20 protein-coding genes and 5 pseudogenes are annotated in these 24199 nt (G+C 39.4%); 14 read left to right on the forward strand and 11 right to left on the reverse strand.

Annotated elements, in window-relative coordinates; translation table 11 throughout:
* Positions 1 to 61 precede the first annotated feature (61 nt).
* The 8 genes from QL995_RS19370 to QL995_RS19405 all read right to left on the reverse strand — a co-directional run bounded on the left by QL995_RS19370 (position 62) and on the right by QL995_RS19405 (position 10175).
* The gene (locus QL995_RS19370; RefSeq protein ID WP_154904217.1) at positions 62 to 439 is read right to left on the reverse strand and encodes a diacylglycerol kinase; all 378 of its coding nucleotides are present in this window, start codon (positions 437 to 439) and stop codon (positions 62 to 64) included.
* Positions 429 to 1160, reverse strand: coding sequence for a phosphatase PAP2 family protein (locus tag QL995_RS19375; RefSeq protein WP_200219623.1), 732 nt, complete (start codon positions 1158 to 1160; stop codon positions 429 to 431). The genes QL995_RS19370 and QL995_RS19375 overlap by 11 nt, the downstream gene beginning before the upstream one ends.
* Positions 1147 to 2049: a cation diffusion facilitator family transporter gene (locus tag QL995_RS19380; protein WP_154904219.1), complete on the reverse strand. Its 903-nt coding sequence runs from the start codon at positions 2047 to 2049 to the stop codon at positions 1147 to 1149. Before QL995_RS19380 ends, QL995_RS19375 begins: the two co-directional genes overlap by 14 nt.
* Positions 2050 to 3663, reverse strand: a complete 1614-nt coding sequence (locus QL995_RS19385; RefSeq protein WP_154904220.1) for a phosphoethanolamine--lipid A transferase — start codon at positions 3661 to 3663, stop codon at positions 2050 to 2052.
* Between the two features lie 199 nt (positions 3664 to 3862).
* Complete coding sequence (locus tag QL995_RS19390) at positions 3863 to 7063, reverse strand: CusA/CzcA family heavy metal efflux RND transporter (RefSeq protein ID WP_200219622.1); 3201 nt, start codon at positions 7061 to 7063, stop codon at positions 3863 to 3865.
* Between the two features lie 12 nt (positions 7064 to 7075).
* Complete coding sequence (locus QL995_RS19395; protein ID WP_154904221.1) at positions 7076 to 8422, reverse strand: efflux RND transporter periplasmic adaptor subunit; 1347 nt, start codon at positions 8420 to 8422, stop codon at positions 7076 to 7078.
* 62 nt (positions 8423 to 8484) lie between these two features.
* Positions 8485 to 9723 (reverse strand): TolC family protein, encoded by a 1239-nt coding sequence (locus QL995_RS19400; protein ID WP_154904222.1) that lies wholly within the window; start codon positions 9721 to 9723, stop codon positions 8485 to 8487.
* Between the two features lie 104 nt (positions 9724 to 9827).
* Positions 9828 to 10175 (reverse strand): hypothetical protein, encoded by a 348-nt coding sequence (locus QL995_RS19405; protein ID WP_010554760.1) that lies wholly within the window; start codon positions 10173 to 10175, stop codon positions 9828 to 9830.
* A 169-nt stretch (positions 10176 to 10344) separates the two neighbouring features.
* On the opposite strand from QL995_RS19405, the pseudogene QL995_RS19410 reads away from it, so the two are divergent.
* From QL995_RS19410 to QL995_RS19435, 6 genes and pseudogenes are all read left to right on the forward strand, one after another.
* A pseudogene (locus tag QL995_RS19410) lies at positions 10345 to 11487 on the forward strand (ISAs1 family transposase).
* Positions 11488 to 12207: 720 nt separating this feature from the next.
* Entirely contained in the window at positions 12208 to 12474 is a 267-nt protein-coding gene (locus QL995_RS19415; protein WP_024596285.1) for a helix-turn-helix transcriptional regulator, read from the forward strand.
* Entirely contained in the window at positions 12468 to 12869 is a 402-nt protein-coding gene (locus tag QL995_RS19420) for a HipA N-terminal domain-containing protein (RefSeq protein WP_200219621.1), read from the forward strand. Before QL995_RS19415 ends, QL995_RS19420 begins: the two co-directional genes overlap by 7 nt.
* A gap of 68 nt (positions 12870 to 12937) precedes the next feature.
* Entirely contained in the window at positions 12938 to 13237 is a 300-nt protein-coding gene (locus tag QL995_RS19425) for a hypothetical protein (protein WP_002963294.1), read from the forward strand.
* Positions 13234 to 13668: an IS66 family insertion sequence element accessory protein TnpB gene (tnpB, locus tag QL995_RS19430; RefSeq protein ID WP_024596287.1), complete on the forward strand. Its 435-nt coding sequence runs from the start codon at positions 13234 to 13236 to the stop codon at positions 13666 to 13668. The genes QL995_RS19425 and tnpB overlap by 4 nt, the downstream gene beginning before the upstream one ends.
* A pseudogene (locus tag QL995_RS19435) lies at positions 13665 to 15175 on the forward strand (IS66 family transposase). Before tnpB ends, QL995_RS19435 begins: the two are co-directional and overlap by 4 nt.
* Before the next feature lie 199 nt (positions 15176 to 15374).
* Here QL995_RS19435 and QL995_RS19440 read toward each other — a convergent pair.
* Positions 15375 to 16772, reverse strand: coding sequence for a heavy metal sensor histidine kinase (locus QL995_RS19440; RefSeq protein WP_222714723.1), 1398 nt, complete (start codon positions 16770 to 16772; stop codon positions 15375 to 15377).
* Positions 16762 to 17448, reverse strand: a complete 687-nt coding sequence (locus QL995_RS19445) for a heavy metal response regulator transcription factor (protein WP_002963239.1) — start codon at positions 17446 to 17448, stop codon at positions 16762 to 16764. Before QL995_RS19445 ends, QL995_RS19440 begins: the two co-directional genes overlap by 11 nt.
* Before the next feature lie 166 nt (positions 17449 to 17614).
* Here QL995_RS19445 and QL995_RS19450 point away from each other — a divergent pair, with 166 nt between their 5' ends.
* The 8 genes and pseudogenes from QL995_RS19450 to QL995_RS19485 all read left to right on the forward strand — a co-directional run.
* Positions 17615 to 19438: a copper resistance system multicopper oxidase gene (locus QL995_RS19450; protein WP_002963238.1), complete on the forward strand. Its 1824-nt coding sequence runs from the start codon at positions 17615 to 17617 to the stop codon at positions 19436 to 19438.
* A complete protein-coding gene (locus tag QL995_RS19455; protein ID WP_010554095.1) occupies positions 19435 to 20298 on the forward strand; it encodes a copper resistance protein B in 864 nt (287 codons plus the stop codon). Before QL995_RS19450 ends, QL995_RS19455 begins: the two co-directional genes overlap by 4 nt.
* Before the next feature lie 22 nt (positions 20299 to 20320).
* Positions 20321 to 20728, forward strand: a complete 408-nt coding sequence (locus QL995_RS19460) for a copper resistance CopC family protein (protein ID WP_200219619.1) — start codon at positions 20321 to 20323, stop codon at positions 20726 to 20728.
* Between the two features lie 11 nt (positions 20729 to 20739).
* Positions 20740 to 21648, forward strand: coding sequence for a CopD family protein (locus tag QL995_RS19465; RefSeq protein WP_200219618.1), 909 nt, complete (start codon positions 20740 to 20742; stop codon positions 21646 to 21648).
* Positions 21649 to 21668: 20 nt separating this feature from the next.
* A complete protein-coding gene (locus QL995_RS19470; RefSeq protein ID WP_002963268.1) occupies positions 21669 to 22157 on the forward strand; it encodes a nuclear transport factor 2 family protein in 489 nt (162 codons plus the stop codon).
* A 9-nt stretch (positions 22158 to 22166) separates the two neighbouring features.
* Complete coding sequence (locus tag QL995_RS19475) at positions 22167 to 22691, forward strand: DUF411 domain-containing protein (RefSeq protein WP_016900197.1); 525 nt, start codon at positions 22167 to 22169, stop codon at positions 22689 to 22691.
* Between the two features lie 142 nt (positions 22692 to 22833).
* A pseudogene (locus tag QL995_RS19480) lies at positions 22834 to 23343 on the forward strand (DUF305 domain-containing protein).
* Positions 23344 to 23376: 33 nt separating this feature from the next.
* Positions 23377 to 23493: pseudogene (locus tag QL995_RS19485) on the forward strand (glutaredoxin family protein); the annotation flags it as partial.
* Positions 23494 to 23509: 16 nt separating this feature from the next.
* On the opposite strand, the pseudogene QL995_RS19490 reads toward QL995_RS19485, so the two are convergent.
* Positions 23510 to 23986 (reverse strand): annotated as a pseudogene (locus QL995_RS19490) (IS3 family transposase); the annotation flags it as partial.
* Positions 23987 to 24199: the final 213 nt, after the last annotated feature.

Here is a 24199-nt window from a genome sequence, read left to right on the forward strand (position 1 = left end):
ACATAGAGTATTAGATTAAATATATTTTTGAATTATTATACATTCTAATAACATTTACACTTCATAAGCTCAAGTGCTGAATAAATACACCAGCCCATATTAAAGTTGCGATGATAACGCTCACCATCACAGCCAAAGAGCCTAAGTCTTTCGCTAAACCTGACAGTGGATGAATTTCCGCGCCAATTCTATCGACTACTGCCTCAATAGCGGTATTGAAGATTTCTGCCAACAATACGAATAATAAAGCGCACCAAAGAAACACGTACTCAAAAAGTGAAAATGGAAAGAATAAACAGCCCACAACGAGAAGAACTGACAGCCAGAATTCTTGTTTAAACGCTGCTTCATTTGCTATCAGCCATTTAAACGCTCTGAGTGAATGCCCCGCTGCTAGGTATATTCGTTTTATTCCCGTCGGCTTTTGCTTAGCACCCATTGATTGGCTCCTGTTGGCTATTCTTAGCATTAGGTTTGGAATTAAGAAAGTGTAAGGTACGAAACACTACCGCGGCTATCAAACAAATGATTAACCATGACAACGTCATCGTTGTTAGTGTGTGACTTAAAAAATGGTCACCTATCGCCATCTTATAACTCCCCATAATCCAGCCAGTAGAAACAGCAAACGCTATCGCAATACATTGGTATTTCGGACGATAAAACAAAAAGAATAATGACATTAAGGCAAAACCACCGCTGGCATGACCCGCAGGAAAGCACTTGTACTTTTTAGTTGACTCAAACGATTCAGGCATTAATTCAAACGCCTTAACATAAGGGACATCGCCGCCATATAGTTCAAGCTGCGCAGGACAAGCACCATTGGTTGTTGCTTTTAAACCGCCGATGACTGACGGCACTAACATCAAAGAGAAAATAACCACTAATAATCGCTTTTGAAAGTGCTTAGAGTACTTGCGTCTACAAGCGATAACGTAAAAAGCAATGAGCGACAGTGCCAACAAAATAATGCTGTATTTAGGCAACAAGTAAAAAATAAAACGATAAGGCTCTTCATATTTATCAATTAACCACGTTTGGTTGGATGCATTGAATAACAAATTTTGAAGCCAAATATCGCTATTTGTTGTTTCAAATAAAAAAGCAATAAGCGTTAATGCATACATTGAATAAAGCAGGTGTTTACTCAAGTTCAAAACAATTCTCCATTTGCAAGGTGTTCCCTACTACCACTTCTATGGTCGAGTGGTGAATACCGTATTGAGCTGCGAGCAAATCTTTAATTGGCTTAAGATCTTGGAATTGTTCCATCGTTTTTAAGTTAACACTGGTTTCTAAATACACTTCGCTATCATCTAATTGCCACACATGAATGTGTCTTACTTTTTCAACATTCTCCATTGATTCGATATCCTTACAAATCTTATCGATATCGATATCAACGGGGACCGCTTGCATTAAAATACGAATACTTTGCTTAGCTAAAATAATACCGTGGTACACCACATAAACCGAGATAAGTATGGTTGCCAATAAATCGACAACATACCATTGATATAAAATGATCAAACTACCCGCAACAATGACAACGACAGAAGCAAAGGCATCAGATAAATTATGAATAAATGCCGCTCTGAGATTCAAGTTATTCTTCGCGCCTGCTTGATAAGTCAACCACGCGGTTATGGAATCAATCACTAAGGCTATTGTCGCAATCCAAACAACAATCCAACCATCAATAGGTTGAGGGTTAAAGTACTTCTCAACTGCGGCATAAATGAGATATATACCAAGAATAATAAGGGTAGTACTGTTGATTAATGCCCCGATAATTTCAGCCCGTTTAAAACCAAAAGTCATTTGGCTATTAGCGGGTTTTCTTGCAATTTTTCTCGCAACAATCGCAATAACGATAGCGCCTGCATCACTGAGGTTATGAAGCGCATCAGCAATCAAGGATAAACTACCTGATAAAACCCCGCCGATAATTTGGGCCACAGTAAGTAAAATATTGATAAATACTGCCATGCTTAATTTTCCGTCATGGTTATGTGCATGGCTGTGCGTATGGTTATTATTTGACATTTACTCTTCCTCTTGCATAACAAATAGTGGTGATGGCGCTTTTTCAGGCAATGACATATCTGTGCTGATATTTAACGCATGTAGTAAAGAAAAAGAAAAAACATCGTGAGAACTTTCTTTTTTACTTTGTTTGACCGTACTTTCCATATCAACGTGTGATGAAGAGCCGAACCAAGCAATTAAAGGTACATGAGTCTGTTCTTCAGGCGCCAGCATGTAAGGCATACCATGTAAGTAGAGTCCGTTCTTACCTAACGATTCACCATGATCGCCAATATAAAACATGGCAGTTTCAAAGTTGGTATTGTTCTCTTCTAATAAATTAATGGTTTCATTGATAAAGTAATCGGTATAGAGAATGGCATTATCATACGCATTAACAATTTCGCTAGTTTCACAGGCGGAGAGTTCGCTTGTTTGACAGGCAGGAGTGAACTTCTCAAAGTCTTTGGGGTATCGTTTGTAATATGCCGGGCCGTGGTTGCCCATTTGATGAAGCACTATGAGTACACTACCTTCTTGATCATCAATATACCCCTGTAAACCGTCTAACATACCAATGTCACGACACTCTATATCGCACACTGAATTTAGCTCAGGTGATTTGAAATTTTGGTATTCGACACGATCTGCGACGCCTTTTGAACTAGAGTTATTGTCTCGCCAAAGGACACTTACCCCGGCTTTGGAAATAACATCTAATACGTTTTGTGTTCGCCGTGCTTTTTTATTATCAAATGACTCTCGGTTATCGAATGAAAACATACAAGGGACCGAAATCGCGGTTGATGTGCCACAAGCATAGAATTCATCAAAACTAATTAAATCATCTCTTTGAGCTAATAATGGTGTAGTTTCTCGTTTATAGCCATTTATAGAAAGATTACCCGCATGGACAGTTTCACCGACAATGACAATGTAGAGTTTTTTATGCGACTCTTTATCAATATCATTGGCAGAGTTTACTACCATTAAAAATTCGTTATTTTCTTGCTGTTCAAGCACGTCCTTGAGGAAAAATCCCGTAGAGTAAATGGGATAGATAGGATTTAAGTAAAATCTTAATGGCTTGTGTTCTCTAAAGAAATTAGTGAATTGAGCACTAAAAATATAAAGTGAAACAGTAATTACACCAAGTGCCATGATGGTATTACTTATTTGTAGCCAACAGTTTTTTGTCCATGACGATTTATCTATTTTGACCATAAAAAGGCAAGCTATAGGTACTATGGCTAACAACAAAACAGTTAAAAAATACTCAAATGACAGTAAGTCAGTTGCTTCATCGATATTCGTTTCAGCAATGTTTTGAATCATTACATTATCAATGATGGTGCCAAAGCTATCGGTATAATAACCAGCCATGGCAGATAAGAGTAAAAGACTGCTCAGTACTATTCGAACGGGAATGATAATACTGAAAAATGACACAATAATGGTTAATACACTCATTACCACAAGAGTCAGAGCGATAATAAAACCTTGATTATCTTGCCACGGGTATACCGAATTAACTTGTTCAAAAAATGTAGAATTGCCCGTCACTATAATAAATAGCACGGTGGCGATAATAAGGAGGTTTGGCGAACAATTGAAAAACGACAGCTTTTTCATCATTATTCCCTAAATTTAGGATGCAAAAATTCGAAGCTAATAAAAGCCTACTATTGAATCTCTGCATCGAGTGAAAATGACTGGCTAAGCCCTGCTTTTGACAAGAGCTTAGCTAGTAGCGATTTATAGTGCTATCAAATTAGTTACTTACTTTATTAATTTGTAAGTTAATGAGTAAGTCACTAAGTTATCTAGCGCGTTAGTCTCTAAGATCTTTGATTTTGGCTTTTGAGAACCAAGCATATAAAACCGGTAACACAAACAAGGTGAGTAACGTTGCAGTAACCAAACCGCCAACAATAACACTCGCCAGTGGTCGTTGAATTTCAGCGCCAACTCCATTGGACATCAGCATTGGAATTAAACCTAACGCAGAAGTAATGGCGGTCATTAATACTGGACGTAAACGAGATACTGCCCCATCAAAAACAGCTTTTGAGGTGTCTATACCATCTTTTACCAGCTGGTTAATGCTTTCTACCATGACTACACCATTAAGCACGGCGACACCAAACAAAGTGATAAAGCCGACTGAACTTGGCACTGACAAGTATTGACCTGAAATATACAGTGAGAAAATACCACCTATAACGGCCAAGGGTACATTCACTAAAATAAGCATCGCTTGACCAACAGAGCCAAAGGCGAAATAAAGTAGCAAGGCAATTAGTGCCAATGATAGAGGCACTACCACTGATAGTCGCTGCTGCGCACGTTGTTGGTTTTCAAATTGACCACCAATCACTACAGAATAACCTGCAGGTAAATCTACTTTGCTATCAATAACTGCACGAATGTCGCTAACAACACTTCCCATGTCTCGACCTTGAACATTGGCTTGAATTACCACGCGTCGCTGTACATCATCACGTCGCACTTGTGGTGGGCCAGATTCAAAACTGACGGTAGCAATATCGCCTAAACGTACCCAAGCACCCGTAGGTGATTGTATTCTCAGATCTGCAATAGCTTCTTGGTTATCACGGTATTTTTCTTCAATGCGAACATAAATATCATAACGTTCATTACCATTGATTATTTGGCCAGCGCTAACGCCACCGATACCGTTTTTAACCACTTCCATGACATCGCCAACTGACAAACCAAAACGTGACAATTGCTGTCTTTTCGGTTTAATCACTAACTGTGCTTCACCAGCGATTTGCTCTAAGGCTACATCTCTTGCGCCATCAATTTGTTTGATTGCCGCTTCAATTTCTTGACCTTTGCTCGCCAACATATCTAATTCTGGTCCAAACAATTTAATGGCAAGTTGCGCTTTAACTCCTGACAGTAATTCATCTACACGAGTCGCTATGGGCTGTGAAAAGTTAAGTAATAACCCTGGGAATTGCTCAAGTTTCTCTTCCATTAAACCTTGTAATTCAACGCGATTTTTGGCACTTGTCCATTCTGAAACAGGTTTTAAGCCAATGTAAATTTCGATGTTATTAACTGGTTCAGGATCACCGCCGATTTCAGCACGTCCAATTCGACTTAGGGTATATTCAACTTCGGGGAACTCCATTAACTTTTCTTCAAGAATTGGAGCAACCGACAAGGCTGTTTCTAAACTTGCTGATGGCGCTAATGTTGCTCTTAGGTTAATGGTACCCTCTTCTAATTCTGGTACAAATTCAGTCCCTATTTGAGGTATTAAAGATGCTGCACCCACAAGTAACAATAATGAAGCAATAATAACTACTTTCGTGTGTTTCATCGCGGCTTTGAGGCCTTTTCGATAAAGCTTATCTAATGGTTTTAAGACAAAACTTTCTCTTTCTTTAACGCCTTTATTAAACATAAAGGTTGCTAAGGCTGGAACCACAAACAGTGCCACTAAAATAGCCGAAATAACCGCTAAAATAATACTGATAGCCATCGGCTGGAACAATTTAGCTTCCACTCCTTCAAAGCTAAATAACGGTGTAAATACCACTAAAATAATAGAGGCAGCAAAAAATACCGGGCGTGCAACTTCTTTTCCTGCTTCTTTTAATCGTAGAGGAATGCCTTCTTTATCATGTTCTACATCGTGGGGATCAGCATCTGTGCCTAACGTTCTCGCTTGCGCATTTTTGTAATGTGTTGAATCAGGTCTATTAAGGTGTTTGAACATGTTTTCAACCATCACAACAGAGCCATCAACCAACATACCAATAGCAACAGCGATACCACCTAACGACATTAAGTTTGCCGATAAACCTATCCAAGACATCACCATTAAGGCGATAGCGATTGAAATAGGAATTGAAATTAACACTAAAAAGGTTGCGCGTAAGTTCATTAAAAACAGAGCAAGTACGATAGCGATAAATATAAATGCCAGCGCTAATGCTTGCACTACAGTATCAACTGCTTTAGTAATTAAATCTGCCTGATCGTAGAAAGGTTCAAAACGTACGCCTTCAGGTAGTGCTTGGTTGATCATTGGAATACGTGCACTTATACCGTCGATTGTCGCTTTAGTATTTGCGCCCATACGTTTCAATACGATACCTGAAACCACTTCACCTAAGTTTTCAATGTTACCCTGTGCATCTCTGCGCGTCATAGTAACTGCGCCTTGGCGTATTTCACTACCCAGCGAAACCTTGGCTACATCTTCGATAGTCACCACAGTACCATCAACCGTTTTAACCGGTACTTGTCTAATATCAGTTAAACCTGCTTCGCCACTATTAAACCAACCTGTGCCACGAATAACTAATTGCTCTTGTCCACGGTTCATGTACCAACCGCCAACATTGGCATTGTTGTTATCGAGTGCAGTAACAATATCGTCTTGCGTTAACTCATATGATAATAATTTACTTGGCTCAATGTTGACTTGATACTGTCTGACGTTGCCGCCAAAAGATAAGACGTCGGTAACACCATCTACCGGCATAACCAATAACTTTACTATCCAATCGTTCAAGCTCCTTAAGGTCATAGAATCATAACCAGAATCTTTATCTGCAATTAACAAATACTGAAAAACTTGACCCAAACCTGAGGTGTTAGGTCCCATTGCTGGTGTGCCCACGCCTTGCGGAATTAACTCTTTTGCCGCTTGTAAACGCTCAAATACTAACTGGCGAGCAAAGTAGATGTCTGTGCCTCCTTTAAAGACAACAGTAACACCCGATAAACCCGTTTTTGAAATAGAGCGTACTTGCTCTACATCAGGCAACGCATACATTACTGCTTCAATGGGATAGGTTATTAACTGCTCTACTTCTTCAGCGGCTAAGCCCGGTGCTTCAGTATTAACCGCTACCTGAACATTGGTTACATCAGGAAAAGCATCTAAATTTAGTTTTGGGATCACCATAACAGAGCCTGCCATAGTAGCAATTAGGGCGATAATTACTAAGAGTCGATTATTGATCGACCAATCAATCATTTTATTAAACATAATCTTATTCCCCTAGTGGCCGTGCGGATCAAATCCGCCTTTTGCTATTTCTGACGCAACAAAAAAGGCACCTTTTGTTACCACACGGGTATTAGGCTCAATACCGATAATTTGACGGTAATTGCCTAATGGCTGACCTAATTCAACTTCAACGGCTTTAAATTCACCAGAATGGTCTTCAACAAATACCGTCCAATCACCATCGGCACCACGCATTAATGCTGTTTCTGGTACTGCTATTACAGGGCTTTGCGTATCAAACTGAAAATTTACATTAACAAACATGCCTGAATGCAAACTGTCATCAGTATTTTCAACCGACAGTCTAACGATTCGGGTACGCGTACTTGGATCAATGGTATGTGCTTCTTGAATGACCTTGGCAACATGCACTTGCCCGGCAAACTCAACTTTTGCAATGGTGCCAATAGGAAGACTTAATTTTTTATTTGGCGAAACACGCGCTTCAACCCATAAGTCTTTTTCATCAGCCAATACCATGATTTTTTCACCGGCAGGCACACGTTGTCCTTGAGAGAAATCATCACTTAAAACCACACCAGAGCGCTGAGCGACTAAGGTATATTCACCAAGATTTGATGAGTTGTTTTTTACAATATCTTTAATGGCTGCTTTGGTTAAACCAAAGGCAGTTAATCGACCATAAGCTGAAATGTAATCTGTTTCACTGGCTAATAGGCGGCTTTCACTGACGGTGCCAAGGCCCAATTTTTTAGTTCGTTGCCACTCACTGTAAGCAACACGATATTGTGCTTGTGCTTCGGCCATTGATTCACTAAATAAGGTAACTAAAGACTGACCCTTAGTCACATGTTCACCTAAAATAGCATGACGACTGATCACTACCGATTCAGTACGTGAAGAGACAATGTAACTGGTATAACCGTTCGCTTTTATTTCTCCTGGTGCATAGATACTTTTAGCAAAAATTGCCGGCTTTAAGTTAGTCACTTTGATATTGGCGAGTGCCATTTTTTCTGGACTAAAACTTATGCCTTCTTCATGTTCTTCTTCAGCTGTTTCTTTACTCGCTGTTTCACTACCATGGTCATGACCGTCATCAGATTTCTCCTCCGCAGCATGGTCGTCTTTGCTTTCATCACTACCATGTTCATGACCACTTTCGTCATGCACTTCTTCACTTTCAGAGTCATGATCATGGTCAGTTTTTAATACGATGGATTGCTCTACTGCTGGCGTTTTTTCTAGAGCGGCATCGTTATATGATAATGCCGTAGTTGACACGACAGCTAAGCCAGTAAATAAACTACTTAGGGTAATGAGTTTTATTTTTTTCACTATTTTATGAGATGTTTTATCAGTTATTTTATTTTTCATTTTTAATTCCAAATTCTGTAACAATTCACGCTCATCAAGCCGCGTAAAGTGATATAATAGGTTTAGTTTAATAGCTTAGTTGCCGCATTTAATTGGCCTACATCGAGTAGCCATTGCACTTCGCTTATTTTGAACTGGGCTTGTAATTCAATGCCCGCGTATAAACCTTCCGCTCTTTGTTGTAATGCCAATAAATAATCCGAGGTATTTAAATCACCTACTTGCCATTGTTTTTGCAATAACTGCGCGCTGTGTTCGCCGCGCCCTTGCATTAACTGTTGCCAACGGCCAAGGTATTTTTTATTAGAGATTAGTGAGGCAGTACTTGCCTGTATCAAATACTTTTGCTTACGCATTACTGAACGAAAATTTGCTTCTGCGGCGATAGCTTGTTGGTTTTGTGCTTTGGCATTAGCTTGGTAATCATTACGAATATTTAACGGCATAGAAAAAGTAACTCCGACAACATTATCGACATCATTTTTTCCGGCACTAATTCCAATGGTAGGATCGGCTTTGGTTTCAAGCATGGCATATTGAGCTTTACTTTTTTGCATTTGCCACAGTGCTTGAGAGGCTAATACTTGCGGGTGCTGCGTTAACCACTGCTCAGCTACTTGAAAGTTTGTAACGCCTAAGCCCTTCTCTGGATATGCTTGTGTATCAGGACGCCAATCAGGCAACAACTCATTAACTTTGGCTTGAGCTTGTGTTAACTGTGCTTGTATTTGGGCCGTTTTATTAAGCATTTGCGACAAATTCAAGAAAGTTAACTCAGCATCAACCTGACCAAGATCGCCAGCTTTCTGCCTTTTAGTTACAATTTTAAGCAAGATTTCTAACTGTTGCTCTTGTTCAAAAGCAAGTGACGACTTATCCATGGCAAGTTGCCAATTAATAAGTGCTTTTAAGGCTTGTGCTTTTTTCTGCTCTATCGCATAAGTGAATTGTTTACTGGCCGCCGTTAATATTTTATCGCCGATAGCAGCATTAACAGCCTGCTTATCCCACAAGTCAATCGTTTGGCTAATACCAATATTGTAATTATTTCCGTCACCTTCACGCTCGTAACCTGTCGATAGTTCTGGGTTGTAAAGTGGTAACTTACTGCCCTGTGCTTTGGAAAATTCAGCATTCATGAGTTCACGTGCTGAGACAATATCAGGGTGTTTATTGATTTGCCGATCGAGCCAGTCACTCGATAGCGTTGGCTTAGCAAAAGCGAAGCTACTAACAGATAAACTTGCTGAAAAGCCGATAAATAATGCGATTCCAGCAGATTTTGCTGAGAAAAATTTCATAATAATCTCTTAATTTAATAATAAAATGCCGCAACTAAACCAACTAGGCTACATTAAGCGCTAGTTAAGAATAAATTTGTTACGAATATAGCTTTAAAACTAAATTAAACGATTGGAGGGCGTATAGGTTCTTCAGTGAATATTTTATCTACATGATCAGCATAAAAATATTGATTTGTAATAATAAGTTTAGGGGTCTGTAGTGTAGATTTATTACTGGCAACCCACTGTGTGTGAGTGCCTTGACAGTGACCACAATGATGGCAATCTTTAATATTATGTTCAGTGTCAGATGATTCATCGAAAAGTTCAATATCATCACTATCATGGGAATGTTCTGTTTGAATATGTAGAGAGTCAATCTGATGACTTTCATTTGAATTAGCCACAGAAGCAAACGACTGCAATGCAATCGATAGTACTACTAACAAACTAATCCAAGTATTTTTCATTTTTACTCTAACATCAAAATTTTAAAAAACATGGTAGTCAAGAAACCCACTCAAGTCAATCAAATTAAGTAGTTTATACAGGACAATCCACGGCAAGATCATTATAAATTGAACTTCTAGAACAAGTAGCGATCAGATCAAGGCATTATAATCACCTTGGTCACTTAATATGAGCGCTACTTTTCTGAAACACTTTGATTCAATTACCGATCCTCGCATTGAACGCTGTAAAAAGCATGAACTTATCGATATTCTCCTCTTAGCCATTAGTGCTGTACTCTCCGGCGCAGAAGGATGGGAGGATATTGAAGATTTTGGGCATCTAAAACTTGATTGGTTAAAAAAATATGGCGCTTTCAAAGAGGGTATCCCAAGACACGACACCATTGCCCGTGTCATTTGTCGGTTAAAATCAGATGAAATAGAGCATTCATTTCAATCTTGGATATCATCACTTATTGAAACCACTGGTGCTGATATCATTGCCATTGATGGAAAAACAGCACGTCGTTCATTTACAACCAAAGATAGAAAAAGTGCCTTACATACCGTCAGCGCATGGAGCTGCCAACACCAATTAGTGTTAGGGCAAACAGCCGTTGATAGCAAAACAAATGAAATCACCGCAATTCCTGAATTACTTACCCTGTTGGATATTGAAAATAGTATTATCACGCTTGATGCAATGGGGTGCCAACAAGAAATTGCTAAACAAATAATTAAGCAGAAAGCGGATTATATTCTGGCGCTAAAGGGCAACCACTCGGGTATGCAGATTGAATTATAAGCTTGGTGGCATAAGAATGAGCGCGAAGGATTAACCAAGAGTAACTATGATAAACATGCCGAAATCAGCTCAGGGCATGGGCGCATTGAAACAAGAACTTGTCAGCAATTACTTATTGATAAAAGTTGGTTAGGCAAAACTTACCAATGGTATGGTTTAAAGAGTGTTATTCAAGTCACCGCACAAGTTCACGATAAATCGGCGGGTACAGACACTATAGAAACCCGTTGGTATATTAGTTCGTTGGCACTAGATGCAGAGCAATCGCTCAATGCGGTACGTAGCCACTGGCAGGTTGAAAGTATGCATTGGATGTTGGATATGAATTTTAGGGAAGATGAATCGAGAATACGTAAGAAGCAAGGACCGCTTGTGTTTAACGTCATGAGAAAAATAGCCATGGCGTTATTTAAGCGAGATACAACTAAATCAGTAAGTATGGCGAGGAAAAAGAAAATGGCAGGGCTAGACGATGATTATCGTTCAACCCTGTTAGAACCTGGGATTAAAATGCGCCAGCCGTGAGCTAATGACCAGGAGCCGTATTTATAAATAATGATACGGATTATTTAATGTGACCGTACACAATATATTTTTATAAATTCCTGTCTTGCTTATATATTGTGATTTACTAAATTCAACTTATCTGTTTAATGGTTTTCAAATGCAATTTTGCCTGTTTGTCGAACATCTTTTATCCAAAAAATTCTACTAAGCAAGATCATTTGAGGGGATTAATTTCTGATAGGGAAAGATCTGTTTATTGGTAAATTCGGCAAATAGTGGCGGTATTAGACCAGTGTTAACAAGGGCTGGTTTAGAAATGCTTTATGTTGCTTTATTGATTTTGAGAAGGGAATAACCATTCTCTTCAATCAATGCCTTGCCTAAAGGCATTTCTAATTCCAGCTGAATGGGGTTTTGTGCCCATCCCCTCGAAATTACTATTAAGCCTGTTTTTTATACAATTTATTGATGTATGATAATAAAAATGAATTAACCCCTTAACAGGAATATAGGGCTTAAAGTGTAATAAGTCCCCCGTTGCCTATAGGATCATTAACAGACTGGAATAAATTTTAATGCGCATGAATTTTTGAGAGGCACTATAATTCAAGATGTTTGGTAGCTTTAATTATTAAAAACATTAATTACAATCAAAAATTAATACCTGAAATAACAGGTGTTAATTGAATTAATGATATATAATACCTGCTATAACAGGTATTATAATTGGTAAGGCTTATGGATAATGATTGGTTTTTAAAAAAAGGGAAGGAAATACAAACCCTCCGAAAAAGAAAATTCCCCAATGATACCCAAAAGACCTTTGCCGCTAGAGTAGGTGTTGGCCTCACTACGATTCAAAACCTTGAAGCTGGAAAAGAAGGGGTTGCGTGGGGAACAGTCTGCAAGGTACTAACTATTCTTGGCCGTAAGAAATACCTCGAAGAATTATTTCTCAACAATGAACTTGAACTCAATATTATTGATAAGGTTACAACGTGGTAAGTAACATATTCAAAGTTCGATTCAAACTACCATCCGGTGACATTATCCGTTGTGGTATTGCAGGGGTAATAGAGAACACTAGAAAGCAAGTAGATAGTGTTGAATTTGCGTACCACAAGGATTATCTCTCAAAGGTTAAACACCCTATAGATCCATCTACCTTACATCTGACATCAAATGTTTTTAAGTTATATTGTGATAAATCCGCCCTAGGATTCATTGATGATATTTTACCGGACTCATGGGGTAAAAAGGTATTATCTAGAATACATAACATTCCTTATCCTTCCATATCAGATTTACTCAAGGTGATGGAGTATTCAACTGTTGGTGCGCTTCATTTTTCTAGTGAAGACAGTTCGGATATTTCTTTCGGTTTAGGTGTAAGCGTCTAGCAAAGTGCACCTGCCAGTAATTCGTCAAACCGATTAAGCTATTTCTTAATTTCAATTAGGAGATAGCCATGAGAAAAACACGTAGCCTTGAGCAGTGGCGTAACATTATCGAAGAACAACAAGCCAGCGATTTAACTATTACTGAGTTTTGCCAGCAACATGCCTTATCTAAAACAAGCTTTTATGCGGCACGAAGTAAGCTTAATACTGAATCCAGTCGTTTTGTTCAAGCAAAAGTCACTAAACACGTCGCCCCCACTGAACAGCAACTGCCGATCATGCTTACTATCGGCAGCGTGAAAATTAGCTTCCCACCCACAATGCCTGTCGCTTATTTGAGTCAATTGTTGCGTGAGCTTGCCTTATGAAAATGTTTGTTGAACCCGCGCGTATTTACTTGCATCGTGACGCCGTGGATTTTCGAAAGTCCATTGATGGTCTGGTCGCACTCGTTGAAAGCGAGCTTGAACGTGACGCTTACACTGGCGCATTATTTTTGTTCTGCAATAAATCGAAAGATAAACTCAAGCTGGTTTACTGGGATAAAACGGGGTTTGCTTTGTGGTACAAGCGTTTAGAAAAACAAAAGTTCAAATGGCCAAGTAAAGTCAGTTTGCAAGAATTTGAACTCAGTCCTGGGCAATTGGATTGGTTGTTGTCGGGATATGATGTGCTTGGTCATGAAGAATTGCAGTATCAATCGATCATATTGACAGTAAATGATCGTTGCCACACCGCCTGCTTTATCTTTGCGTCAAACAAGAAAACAACGTCAAATTCTGTTAAATTGCGAACATGAAAATTGATGCACACTTACTTCCTGACGACCTAGAACAACTCAAGCGCATGGTGCTTGAGTTGTTCTAGGTCGTTGCTGAAAAAGATGCGCAAATTCACGAATTACTGCAAGCTTATAACGCGAAGCTTGCCAAAGAGTATGCGAAGAAATCTGAAAAGATGCCCGGTGCTGGAGAGCGCTTCAATGAAGCAGAAAACATTCTTGATGAACATGATAAAGCGCTATTGGCCACATCGCCCTTAGTAAAGAAAGAAAAAGCCAAACCGAAACGCCGGCCACTGCCAGCACAGTTACCACGAGTCGAGGTGGTTGTTGACCTTGATGAGGATGAAAAAGTGTGTGATTGCTGTCAAAGCCCACTTCACAAAATGGGTGAAAGCAGCAGTGAAACACTCGAATTTGTGCCAGCGCATATCAAGGTTGTCAAAACTATTCGCCCTAAATATACGTGCCGTCACTGTGAGCGTGAAGGGATTGAAAGTGTAGTGAAAACGGCAAAAATGCCCGCAACACCTATTCCAAAAAGTATCGCCACGCCCAGTTTACTGAGCCAAATAATCATGTGTAAATACCAGTTTGGCTTGCCGCTTTATCGCCAAGAAACGTTATTTTCTGATATCGGTATTGAGTTGAGCAGGCAAACCATGTCGAGCTGGATGTTACGCTGTGCTGAATTGTTGTCACCGCTCTATCAGCGTTTAAAAGAAATCTTGTTATCTCAAGCAGTTATTCATGGCGATGAAACCTCGTTAAACGTTATTAACGCAGAGAAAGCGACCAGCTATATGTGGCTGTACTGTTGTGGCGATGATAAGCCGGGTAAAGACACTAATATTGTCCTGTTTGATTATCATAATAGTCGCGCGGCCCACTGTGTAGTTGGTTTTCTTGACGGTTATCAAGGCTACATGCACGTTGACGGCTACAAAGCATACGAGCAAACGAAGGCAACACTGGTTGCGTGCTTAGCTCATATACGCCGTAAGTTCATCGAGGCCAAAGGCAATAATAAAAAAACCGTTAAAGCGGATGTAGCACTTAACCTTATTCGCAAACTCTATGGTATTGAGCAAGCCATCAAAGGTAAATCGGTCAGTGAAAAATTCACCGTTAGGCAGCAAAAAGCCAAACCAATCGTTGATGAATTGTATCAATGGTTACTCAAACACAAAGATAAAATCCCTCCCCAAATGGCGCTAGGGAAAGCAATTACCTATGCGATAAACCAGTTTGAGAAATTCAGGCGTTACCTCGATGATGGCAGGCTCAGTATTGATAATAACCGAGCAGAGCGAGCCATAAAACCGTTCGTAATAGGGCGGTTTTATGGCTGTTCTCAAATACCAGTAATGGCGCGCATGCCAGCGCCATACTCTATAGTCTTGTTGAAACCGCAAAGGCAAATGATCTTGTAGTGCATGACTACATCTCAATGTGCTTGCAACATATTGCAGAGCAGCCAAGTAACCTTGAGCCACTGCTACCTTGGAATATTAAGCAAGGCTAGGTGTCGTTAGCTATACGCTTACGTAGCAGCAGGTAAATCATTCAGAGAAATAGCGAAGTACCTAAATTGCTCTTCTTAGACTACGAAACACCTGTGAAACGATTTAATCAGTGTACTGAATCGAGTGCTTTAACTCACAACACTTAGTTAAACTTCGCCAAAATGCTGAGAGCAAACATTGAGTTATTAATTTTAATAATTAGCTTTTAGCTAAATTAAAAAAAACTTTAAAGCTGGTAGTTTGATTATTTGAACTGACCTCTACATCACCACTGTTTGCTTGCGCTAGAGCTTTAACTATTGCAAGCCCTAAACCGGCTCCATCACTATGGCGTTGCCGAGACTTATCTGGTCGATAAAAGCGGTCAAATAAATAAGGTAAATGTGCAGAAGGTATTTTCTCGCCGGTATTACTCACACAGATACATACTTTTTCAACAGATGTTATTTCACTACTTACCGTAATTGATGACCCCTTCGGTGCATATCTTATAGCATTCGATAACAGGTTTGATAACAATTGACGAAAATGTAGTTTATCACAATAAAAACTGATGTTTTCACCTGCTTTATTAAGTATCAGCGATGATTCTTCAGCTAAAGCATCAAAATATTCAAACAGCGCTTCAATTTCTTCATGGCTTTTTAGAGTGTTCTGAACGGGTTTAATTAGCCCATTTTGAGTTTTTGCGAGCCAAAGCATATCACTAACCATTTTAGTTAATCGCTCAAGTTCTTCTAAGTTAGAAAACAATAATTCTTGATACTCTTCCAACTGCCTTTTTTTAGATAATCCAACCTGTGTTTGAGTAACTATATTTGTGAGTGGAGTTCGTAGTTCATGAGCAATATCACTAGAAAAATTTGATAAGCGAATAAATTCACCCTGGAGCCTGTCGAGCATTGAGTTAAACGACTGCACCATATTAACAAGCTCAATAGGCACTTTATTTTCATCGAGCCTTACATCCATTTTATTAGTTTGGATATCGTGTATTTTCTGACTTAAACCTCGTAAAGGGTTTAATCCTTGATGTATAGCAAACCAAGCCACCAATAAAATGAGTACCGCTGAGCCAAACATAATAACCCAAAGGCTTTGCTGAAATTGATTGAGAAAGTGTAAATGAAAGCTCATGTCTATCGCTGTAGTAATTTTGTATTGCTGTTGCCCAGTACTTAAATTACTCACCAGAGCTCGGTAGGTGTGGGTATCATTTTGCCATGAGGTAATGTTGTTACGGTTAAAGCCAGTTGAAGCCTTAGCACTCATTACAAAATCACTAAAATCTCGTTCAGAGCTTTGAAAAATGAGATCTCCTTTTGCGGTATTTACCTGATAGTAAACACCGTGATGACCCGCTACAGCGTTAGATAATTCATTTTTAAGTTTCAGGTTTGATTTATAGTGTTGTGTTAAAACTAATTCAATAGATTGATTAATAACATGCAGTTCACTACTATCTTGCTGGAAAAAATGATGTTTTATCGAACTATTTATTAAGGTGGCAACTAAAGTTAAGCACGCAATAACGGTTACAGCCACAAACAACACAACACGCATCGTAAGTGATAAAGGCCGTGACTTAATAGCCATCAGTTTCAACCTCTAATTTATAGCCCATACCACGAACTGTATGAATTAATTTAACAGTAAAGTCATCATCAACTTTTGCTCTTAGCCTACGAATGGCAACATCAATCACATTGGTGTCGCTATCAAAATTCATATCCCATACTTGAGAAGCAATTAACGAACGTGGCAGTACTTCACCTTCGCGCCGTAACAATAGTTCAAGTAAGCTAAACTCTTTATTACTCAATAAAATACGCTTGCCTGCACGTTGTATTTTTCGCTTTGGAATATCCATTTCTAAATCAGCAACTATCAGTATATCGTCAACTGTTTGTACTGCACCACGGCGAATAAGAGTGCGTACTCTTGCTAAAACTTCAGCAAAAGCAAAAGGCTTTATTAAATAGTCATCAGCACCAAGTTCGAGCCCCTTTACTCTATCGTCTATGCTATCGCGAGCAGATAAAAATAGTACTGGGGTTTTGTTATCTGCTTCACGTAGCGACTGTAAAATTTTCCAACCGGATACGTCAGGTAACATGACATCAAGTATTATTACATCAAATAATTCGGTCATTGCTAGGTGATGACCGTCAAGACCATTGCGCGCCAAAGAAACCTGAAAACCAGCTTCACTTAGTCCCTGTTTTAAATAATCTCCCGTTTTTGCTTCATCTTCAACAACTAATAAGCGCATACAATTCCTTCATTAAAGTCCTAACAACTACCTCTGCAAATATTATGCAGTATCTGTCACTACAGCAACATGACACCAAGATTACAACTTTGTAATGTTCGCGTCATGTTGAAGACAGGTCTATTTTCTATACTCAATACATATTCTGCTATGAAGGAGTAAGGAAATGGGGTTTAAAAAGTCATCACAACAGGTTAGCACACCACGAAGACGATTTGTTCAAGGCTTAATTGCAGGAGGTGTACTTGCTGCTTTTCCGAGTGTATTACATGCTGCATCATCTTTAGTAGCAGGAACAATAACAGGCACTGTACCCGAACTTAGCGGCGAAGTAATTGATCTGGTTATAGATGAATCGCCGGTTAACTTTACTGGCGTAGTACGTATGGCGACAACTATCAATGGATCTATACCCGCTCCTACCTTGCGCCTCAAAGAAGGCGATGACGTTACTATTAGAGTAACAAATAAGTTATCAGTACCGAGTTCAATTCATTGGCATGGCATTATTTTACCGTATCAAATGGATGGCGTACCAGGTATCAGCTTTAAAGGCATTATGCCGGGCGAAACCTTTGTTTATAAATTTAAACTGCAACAAAGCGGTACATATTGGTATCACTCACATAGCGGCTTTCAAGAAATGACAGGCATGTACGGTGCATTAATTATTGAACCGCGAGAAAACGATATTATTAGTGCAAATAACGAGCATGTTATTCAATTATCTGATTGGACTGATGATGACCCAATGGCGCTGTTCCGTAAATTAAAAGTACAGAGTGATGTATTTAACTTCAATCAACCCACTGTCCCAGAGTTTTTCGATGACGTTTCAAGCAGCAGTATTTCAAATGCTCTACAGCGCCGAAAAATGTGGAATCAGATGCGAATGAATCCTACAGATTTAGCTGATTTATCTGCATCAGCAATGACTTTTTTAATGAACGGTAGTACTCCAATGGCAAACTGGCGTGGATTATTTAAAGTCGGTGAAAAGCTTAGGTTAAGGTTTATTAATGGCTCTAGTAATAGCTTTTTTGACGTGCGTATCCCCGAGTTAAAACTAACGGTTGTACAAGCAGATGGGCAAAACGTTGAACCAGTGACAGTTGATGAATTTAGATTCGGCCCTGGTGAAACCTACGACGTAATTGTTGAGCCTAAAAATGATGCCTATACGATTTTTGCTCAAAGTATGGATCGCTCTGGTTACGCAAAAGGAACTTTATCAAGCTCGCCTAATATTGATGCGCCAGTACCTGCACTTGACCCTGTTGAATGGTTAACGATGACCGATATGATGGGCAATATGACCCACGGCGGTGAGCATTCTGCAATGGCTGGTATGGCAGGCATGTCAGATATGAACTCTAAAGAAATGGATCATAGCGCTATGGGGCACGGTGCAATGGCGATGGATCATAGCAAACATGGTATGTCTGAAAACCCATTAGCGGTTGCCAGCTCTAAAGTGCGTCATGCAAAAACGGAGTATGGAGCTTCAGTTGATATGCGCGTTGATATGCCGAGAACAAATCTTGATGATCCTGGTATTGGTTTACGTAAAAATGGTCGTCGTGTTTTAACACTTGCAGATTTACACTCACTTGAAGGGATCACTAACCAGCAAGAGCCAGAAGCTGAAATTGAGCTGCATTTAACCGGAAACATGGAGCGTTATAGCTGGTCATTTGATGGCTTAGAATTTGGTAAAAGCACGCCAGTGCATATGAAGCATAACCAACGTTTAAGAGTTATTTTACAAAACGATACCATGATGACGCACCCTATGCATTTGCATGGTATGTGGAGTGATTTAGAAAACGAGCAAGGTGATGTGCAAGTGCGACGTCATACGATACCTGTTCAACCCGCACAAAGAATCAGCTTTTTAACCACCCCTCACGATGTAGGTCGCTGGGCTTGGCATTGCCATTTATTATTCCATATGGATGCCGGTATGTTTAGAGAGGTAGTCGTATCATGAAACAATTAAAACTATCTAAATCATTAGGTTTATTAATGTTAACAGGGGCTTCATTAATTAGTTTCCCTTTATTAGCGCAAAGTGAAATGGCACAAATGAATAGCGCTAAGATGCAACCACAAGGAGGAAGTGCACCTAAAGATGCAAGAGACCCCCATGCTTACTCTGCGGGAACAACTTTAACAGAAGGCCCATATGCGCTTGAGGGCAATGAGCGATTAACACTCGCTGATGAGCATCCATTTTACGCATTACTAGGCGATCGTCTTGAATATAACGAGCAAGCAAACGCAGGTGTATTTGACTTACAAGCATGGTACGGCACTACCTTTGATCGATTGGTAATTAAAACCGAGGGTGATTTCAGCGAAGGAAGTATTGAAGAAAACCAAACCGATATTTTATGGGGTCACGCCGTATCAGCATATTGGGATACTCAAGCAGGTGTTCGTCTTGATTACAATAAAGAAGGTGAAAATCGGCAATGGTTGGCTTTTGGCTTACAAGGTTTAGCCCCTTATTGGTTTGAACTTGATATGACAGCATACGTAGGTGAGCGAGGCAATACCGCATTTACGTTAGAGGCAGAGTACGAACTATTACTCACGCAAAAGCTAATTATACAACCGCGAGCCGAAATTACACTTTATGGCAAAAACGATAAACAAAACGAACTTGGAAGTGGCCTATCAAGCAGCGCGATTGGCTTTAGGGTTCGTTATGAATTTACACGCCAGTTTGCGCCCTATATTGGCGTTGAATGGAGCAATAAATTTGGCAATACCGCCGACTATGCCACATCAAGTGGACAAAGTAGCAACAACACCGCATTTGTTGCGGGTATTAAATTTTGGTTTTAATCATTTTAAATAAGAGGTAATTATGAAGTTTTTTAATTCTGCAGTAGCTATTTTAGGTTTAGTACTTACATTTTCCGCATCAGCGCATATATCACTCAAGCAATCAACACCTGCGCAAGAAGCCATGTTAATGAAAAGCCCAGAGCAACTTTCGTTAACTTTTGGTGGTGAAGTAAGGCTAGCAAAAGTCATCATCAAAGATGAAAAAAATAACTCAATAAACTTTGATTTCAAACCAAGCTCCACCCCAAGCATAGACTTTAGTTGGTCATTACCGAGCTTAGCCCAAGGGACTTACACGGTTAAATGGACAGCACTGGGTGGTGATGGACATAAAATGACCGACACGTTTAGATTTATGGTACACAAAAGTGAATCGCATAAGATGATGCAAGAGCAATCTAATACCCACAGCAAACATAATCATTAAGTAGCAACATAATGCAATTAAGTGAATGGTCAGTACTCTTACTCTTATTAAAACTAGCAAGCTATATCGCAATTGCAGGGCTTGCGGGCACTTTATTAATGCGCTTTATGTGTGGCAACAGCAATGTTGCAGGGCATCACTTAATTAGTTTTTATCAGTTCTTAAAACGTTGGCAAATTACGTGTGTGGTTACAGGTAGTATTGCTGCACTTTTACAAGTACCAATAGAAGCTGGAGCAATGGCTGAATCAGGCTTTATGGGAATGTTTGACCCCTTTATGCTTGAAATTGTTTGGCAATCAGTCATAGGTGACCAAGCAACGTTTAGAATACCAGCGCTTATTATTGCTCTAATTAGCGCATGTATGTGGAATGTGAAATCAGATGATAACGTAGCAGGTTATAAAAACGGTGCCGTTATACTAATCATGCTTGGGTTTATCGCTTATAGCTTCACTTTTACTGGGCACAGTGCAAATGAAAATGGGTTAGTGAAAAGTATTTTAACCTTTCACCTTATTGCAATAGCAAGTTGGGTGGGGTCACTGTGGCCACTATATAAAAGCTGTACCATATTATCTGTTCATGAAGTTAAGAAGGTAATGCACCTGTTTGGGCACTTAGCCATCATCGTTGTATTTGTGCTGCTTATTTCAGGTTTAGCGCTTTTGCTTAATTACCTGCATTCGTTATCAGCGCTGTTCACGTCAAGTTATGGGCAATTAATTTTGCTAAAACTGCTACTAGTGAGCGCGATGCTTATGATGGGGGCTTGGCACAAACTAATTTTAGTTCCGAGAATCACCCAAAAACAGCATGTAGGTACACTAAAACGTTCCATCAGTGTAGAAATGCTGATAGCTGCTTTTGTACTTATTACAACAAGCGTGTTCACCACACTTGTTGGTCCCCCAAATTAATTTAATAAAAAGAGAGCAACATGTTTAATAACTCTGCAAAAATAATCATAACATCGCTATTACTTTTTGGCGCATTGAACTCACTAGCTGTAAGCGCACACAAGAATGAGGAACATGCAAATGAGCGTGTGTTATTTGTTGGTACCGATACCCCAGCTGCGCAAGCAGTAAGTGCCTTTCACCAAGCATTAAATCAAAGTGATCAAAAAAAAGCTCGCTCATTATTAGCTGATAACGTCATTATTTTTGAAGGCGGAGGCGTTGAGCGTTCTGCCGATGAATATGCAAATCACCACATGCTAGCGGATATGAAATACCTCAGTTCGGTTAATAGCAAACTATTAGAACATCAGGTTTATATAAGTGGTGATATCGCTTACTCCATTTCGCGAAGTGAAACGATGGGCAGCTACAAAGGTAAAGCCATTAACACAACGGGTATGGAGTCAATGACTCTAAAAAAGACCCGCAATGGCTGGAAAATCACACATATTCATTGGTCAAATTAAGGAAGTAACATGCGATTAACGTACATAACAACTGCACTTTCAGTGATGTTGGCGGTGTCTATATCAGTAAAAAGTATGGAAAACCCACACAGTGTATTGCCAGTCCAAGAGGCCATAGAAAAAGATAAAACAGAGATTGAGTTGACAGTTTATAAAAGTAAAAACTGTGGGTGCTGTAAAAAATGGATTGAGCATATTAATGAAAGTGGCATTAAAACAAAAGCAATAGATGTTGCTGATATGGGGCTAATTAAAGCTCAATATCAAATAAAGCCAAATATGCGCTCATGCCATAGCGCTGTTTCAGCCGATGGGTATGTTTTTGAAGGGCACGTGCCAGCTAAATATATAAAGCAGTTTTTAGCTGAACAACACCCTCAGAAAACGATCGGGCTGACAGTTCCGGCAATGCCTGTTGGCACGCCAGGTATGGAGATGGGCAATCGTTTTCATAAATATAATATTGAAGTACTTACTCAAGATTCACAGCAACATACTTATAAGCATATCAGCAAATACGCAGTGCAGTTTTAACTCTTATGGCATAGTTATTGAATTAGCCGTAAGTATTAATGCGATGATTAAATATATAGTGGGCTTACGCCTTATAAATTGTAAGTAATACCCCTTAGTATAAATAAAATACAAGTTGAACAACTGAAAAGGAGCCATTGTAATGTCACAGTATTTAAAATTTTTCTTAATGATAGCCACATCAACATTAGTCATGTTTGTACTAATGTATTTGAATAGTTATCAGCTAAGCCATGTGTTTTTTAGTGAAACGCGTACCTATATGGCTATTTATATGGGGGCTGCAATGGCGGTAGTTATGCTGTTGTTTATGCTAAATATGTATAAGGATAAAAAGAAAAACAGCGTAGTTTTAGGGATCAGCATTATTAGCTTTGTAGGCGCATTATTTTTAGTACGTTCGCAAATAACGGTCAACGATCAGTCTTAGATGTCAGCCATGATAACGCATCATTCAATCGCTATACTGACTAGTGATAGAGCTAATATCAAAGACAAGCGCGTCCAAGAGCTTGCAACAAATATTATTGAAGCACAGCGTCGTGAGATTAAAGAGATGCAGTGGTTACTGAACGATATAGAAAAAAATGGCCTAGCAGAAACTCAGGAACAAGCACAATCTAGAGCTGTACCGGATTTTAATACTAAGTAAAATTTTATAAGAATACGTAAAAGGGAGCTAAACATGAGTAAATCAGCAGAGCTTTATAGAATGGCAACAGATGAGCATATTTGCCCATTTGGCTTAAAGTCAAAAGACCTTCTAGAACGCGAGGGTTATGATGTTAATGATCACTTATTGGACTTCCCAGCTTTCACTAGACAGTTTTTAACTCAGAATAGTACGCTTCCTCAAACTTAGCAGGTGAAACACCGCCTGTGTGTGAATGCCGCTTTCTTGGATTGTAAAACATTTCTATAAAATTGAATATCTCAGCTTTCGCATCTTCCCGTGTCGAATATATCTTACGCTTAACTATTCGCTTTTTAATCGTCGCAAAAAAGCTTTCAGCAACCGCATTATCATGACAGTTCCCAGCGCGGCTCATTGAAGGCACAAGATTATGTTCTTTCATAAATGCGAGATAATCAGCGCTACCGTATTGACTACCTTGATCACTATGCACCATTACGTCTGCCTTCGGTTGACGTTGATATACAGCCATCAACAGTGCCTTTATAACAAGGTGCTTATCCATATTTTTATCCATCGACCAACCCACAATACACCGAGAGAATAAATCCATTACTGTTGCCACATATAAAAAACCTTCATAGGTTCTTAGTAGAGTAAGAGGCAGAACGTAGTCGAACTATTTTTCTGCCTCTCCTCTCCGAACCGTACGTGCACCTTTCAGCGCATACAGCTCTCCGCTTAATTGTGAGCGTCTAGCGAACTACACCTATGTTTTAAAATTCCAGGGTAACAAGCTGTCGATATCGGGCTCAGGCTGGCACAGTTCATCAAGGCAAGCACAGATGTAATTAAATGGGATTAGACCATTTAT

It is taken from the genome of Pseudoalteromonas sp. APC 3358 (assembly GCF_030408075.1).
Taxonomy (GTDB): Bacteria; Pseudomonadota; Gammaproteobacteria; order Enterobacterales; family Alteromonadaceae; genus Pseudoalteromonas; species Pseudoalteromonas arctica.

Coding starts and splice junctions, on each gene's coding strand:
- QL995_RS19455 (WP_010554095.1), top strand. CDS start 19,435: ATGAAACAATTAAAACTATCTAAATCATTAGGTTTATTAATGTTAACA.
- QL995_RS19440 (WP_222714723.1), bottom strand. CDS start 16,772: ATGGCTATTAAGTCACGGCCTTTATCACTTACGATGCGTGTTGTGTTG.
- QL995_RS19450 (WP_002963238.1), top strand. CDS start 17,615: ATGGGGTTTAAAAAGTCATCACAACAGGTTAGCACACCACGAAGACGA.
- QL995_RS19415 (WP_024596285.1), top strand. CDS start 12,208: ATGGATAATGATTGGTTTTTAAAAAAAGGGAAGGAAATACAAACCCTC.
- QL995_RS19405 (WP_010554760.1), bottom strand. CDS start 10,175: ATGAAAAATACTTGGATTAGTTTGTTAGTAGTACTATCGATTGCATTG.
- QL995_RS19465 (WP_200219618.1), top strand. CDS start 20,740: ATGCAATTAAGTGAATGGTCAGTACTCTTACTCTTATTAAAACTAGCA.
- QL995_RS19425 (WP_002963294.1), top strand. CDS start 12,938: ATGAGAAAAACACGTAGCCTTGAGCAGTGGCGTAACATTATCGAAGAA.
- QL995_RS19475 (WP_016900197.1), top strand. CDS start 22,167: ATGCGATTAACGTACATAACAACTGCACTTTCAGTGATGTTGGCGGTG.
- QL995_RS19460 (WP_200219619.1), top strand. CDS start 20,321: ATGAAGTTTTTTAATTCTGCAGTAGCTATTTTAGGTTTAGTACTTACA.
- QL995_RS19400 (WP_154904222.1), bottom strand. CDS start 9,723: ATGAAATTTTTCTCAGCAAAATCTGCTGGAATCGCATTATTTATCGGC.
- QL995_RS19370 (WP_154904217.1), bottom strand. CDS start 439: ATGGGTGCTAAGCAAAAGCCGACGGGAATAAAACGAATATACCTAGCA.
- QL995_RS19390 (WP_200219622.1), bottom strand. CDS start 7,063: ATGTTTAATAAAATGATTGATTGGTCGATCAATAATCGACTCTTAGTA.
- QL995_RS19470 (WP_002963268.1), top strand. CDS start 21,669: ATGTTTAATAACTCTGCAAAAATAATCATAACATCGCTATTACTTTTT.
- QL995_RS19385 (WP_154904220.1), bottom strand. CDS start 3,663: ATGAAAAAGCTGTCGTTTTTCAATTGTTCGCCAAACCTCCTTATTATC.
- tnpB (WP_024596287.1), top strand. CDS start 13,234: ATGAAAATGTTTGTTGAACCCGCGCGTATTTACTTGCATCGTGACGCC.
- QL995_RS19380 (WP_154904219.1), bottom strand. CDS start 2,049: ATGTCAAATAATAACCATACGCACAGCCATGCACATAACCATGACGGA.
- QL995_RS19445 (WP_002963239.1), bottom strand. CDS start 17,448: ATGCGCTTATTAGTTGTTGAAGATGAAGCAAAAACGGGAGATTATTTA.
- QL995_RS19395 (WP_154904221.1), bottom strand. CDS start 8,422: ATGAAAAATAAAATAACTGATAAAACATCTCATAAAATAGTGAAAAAA.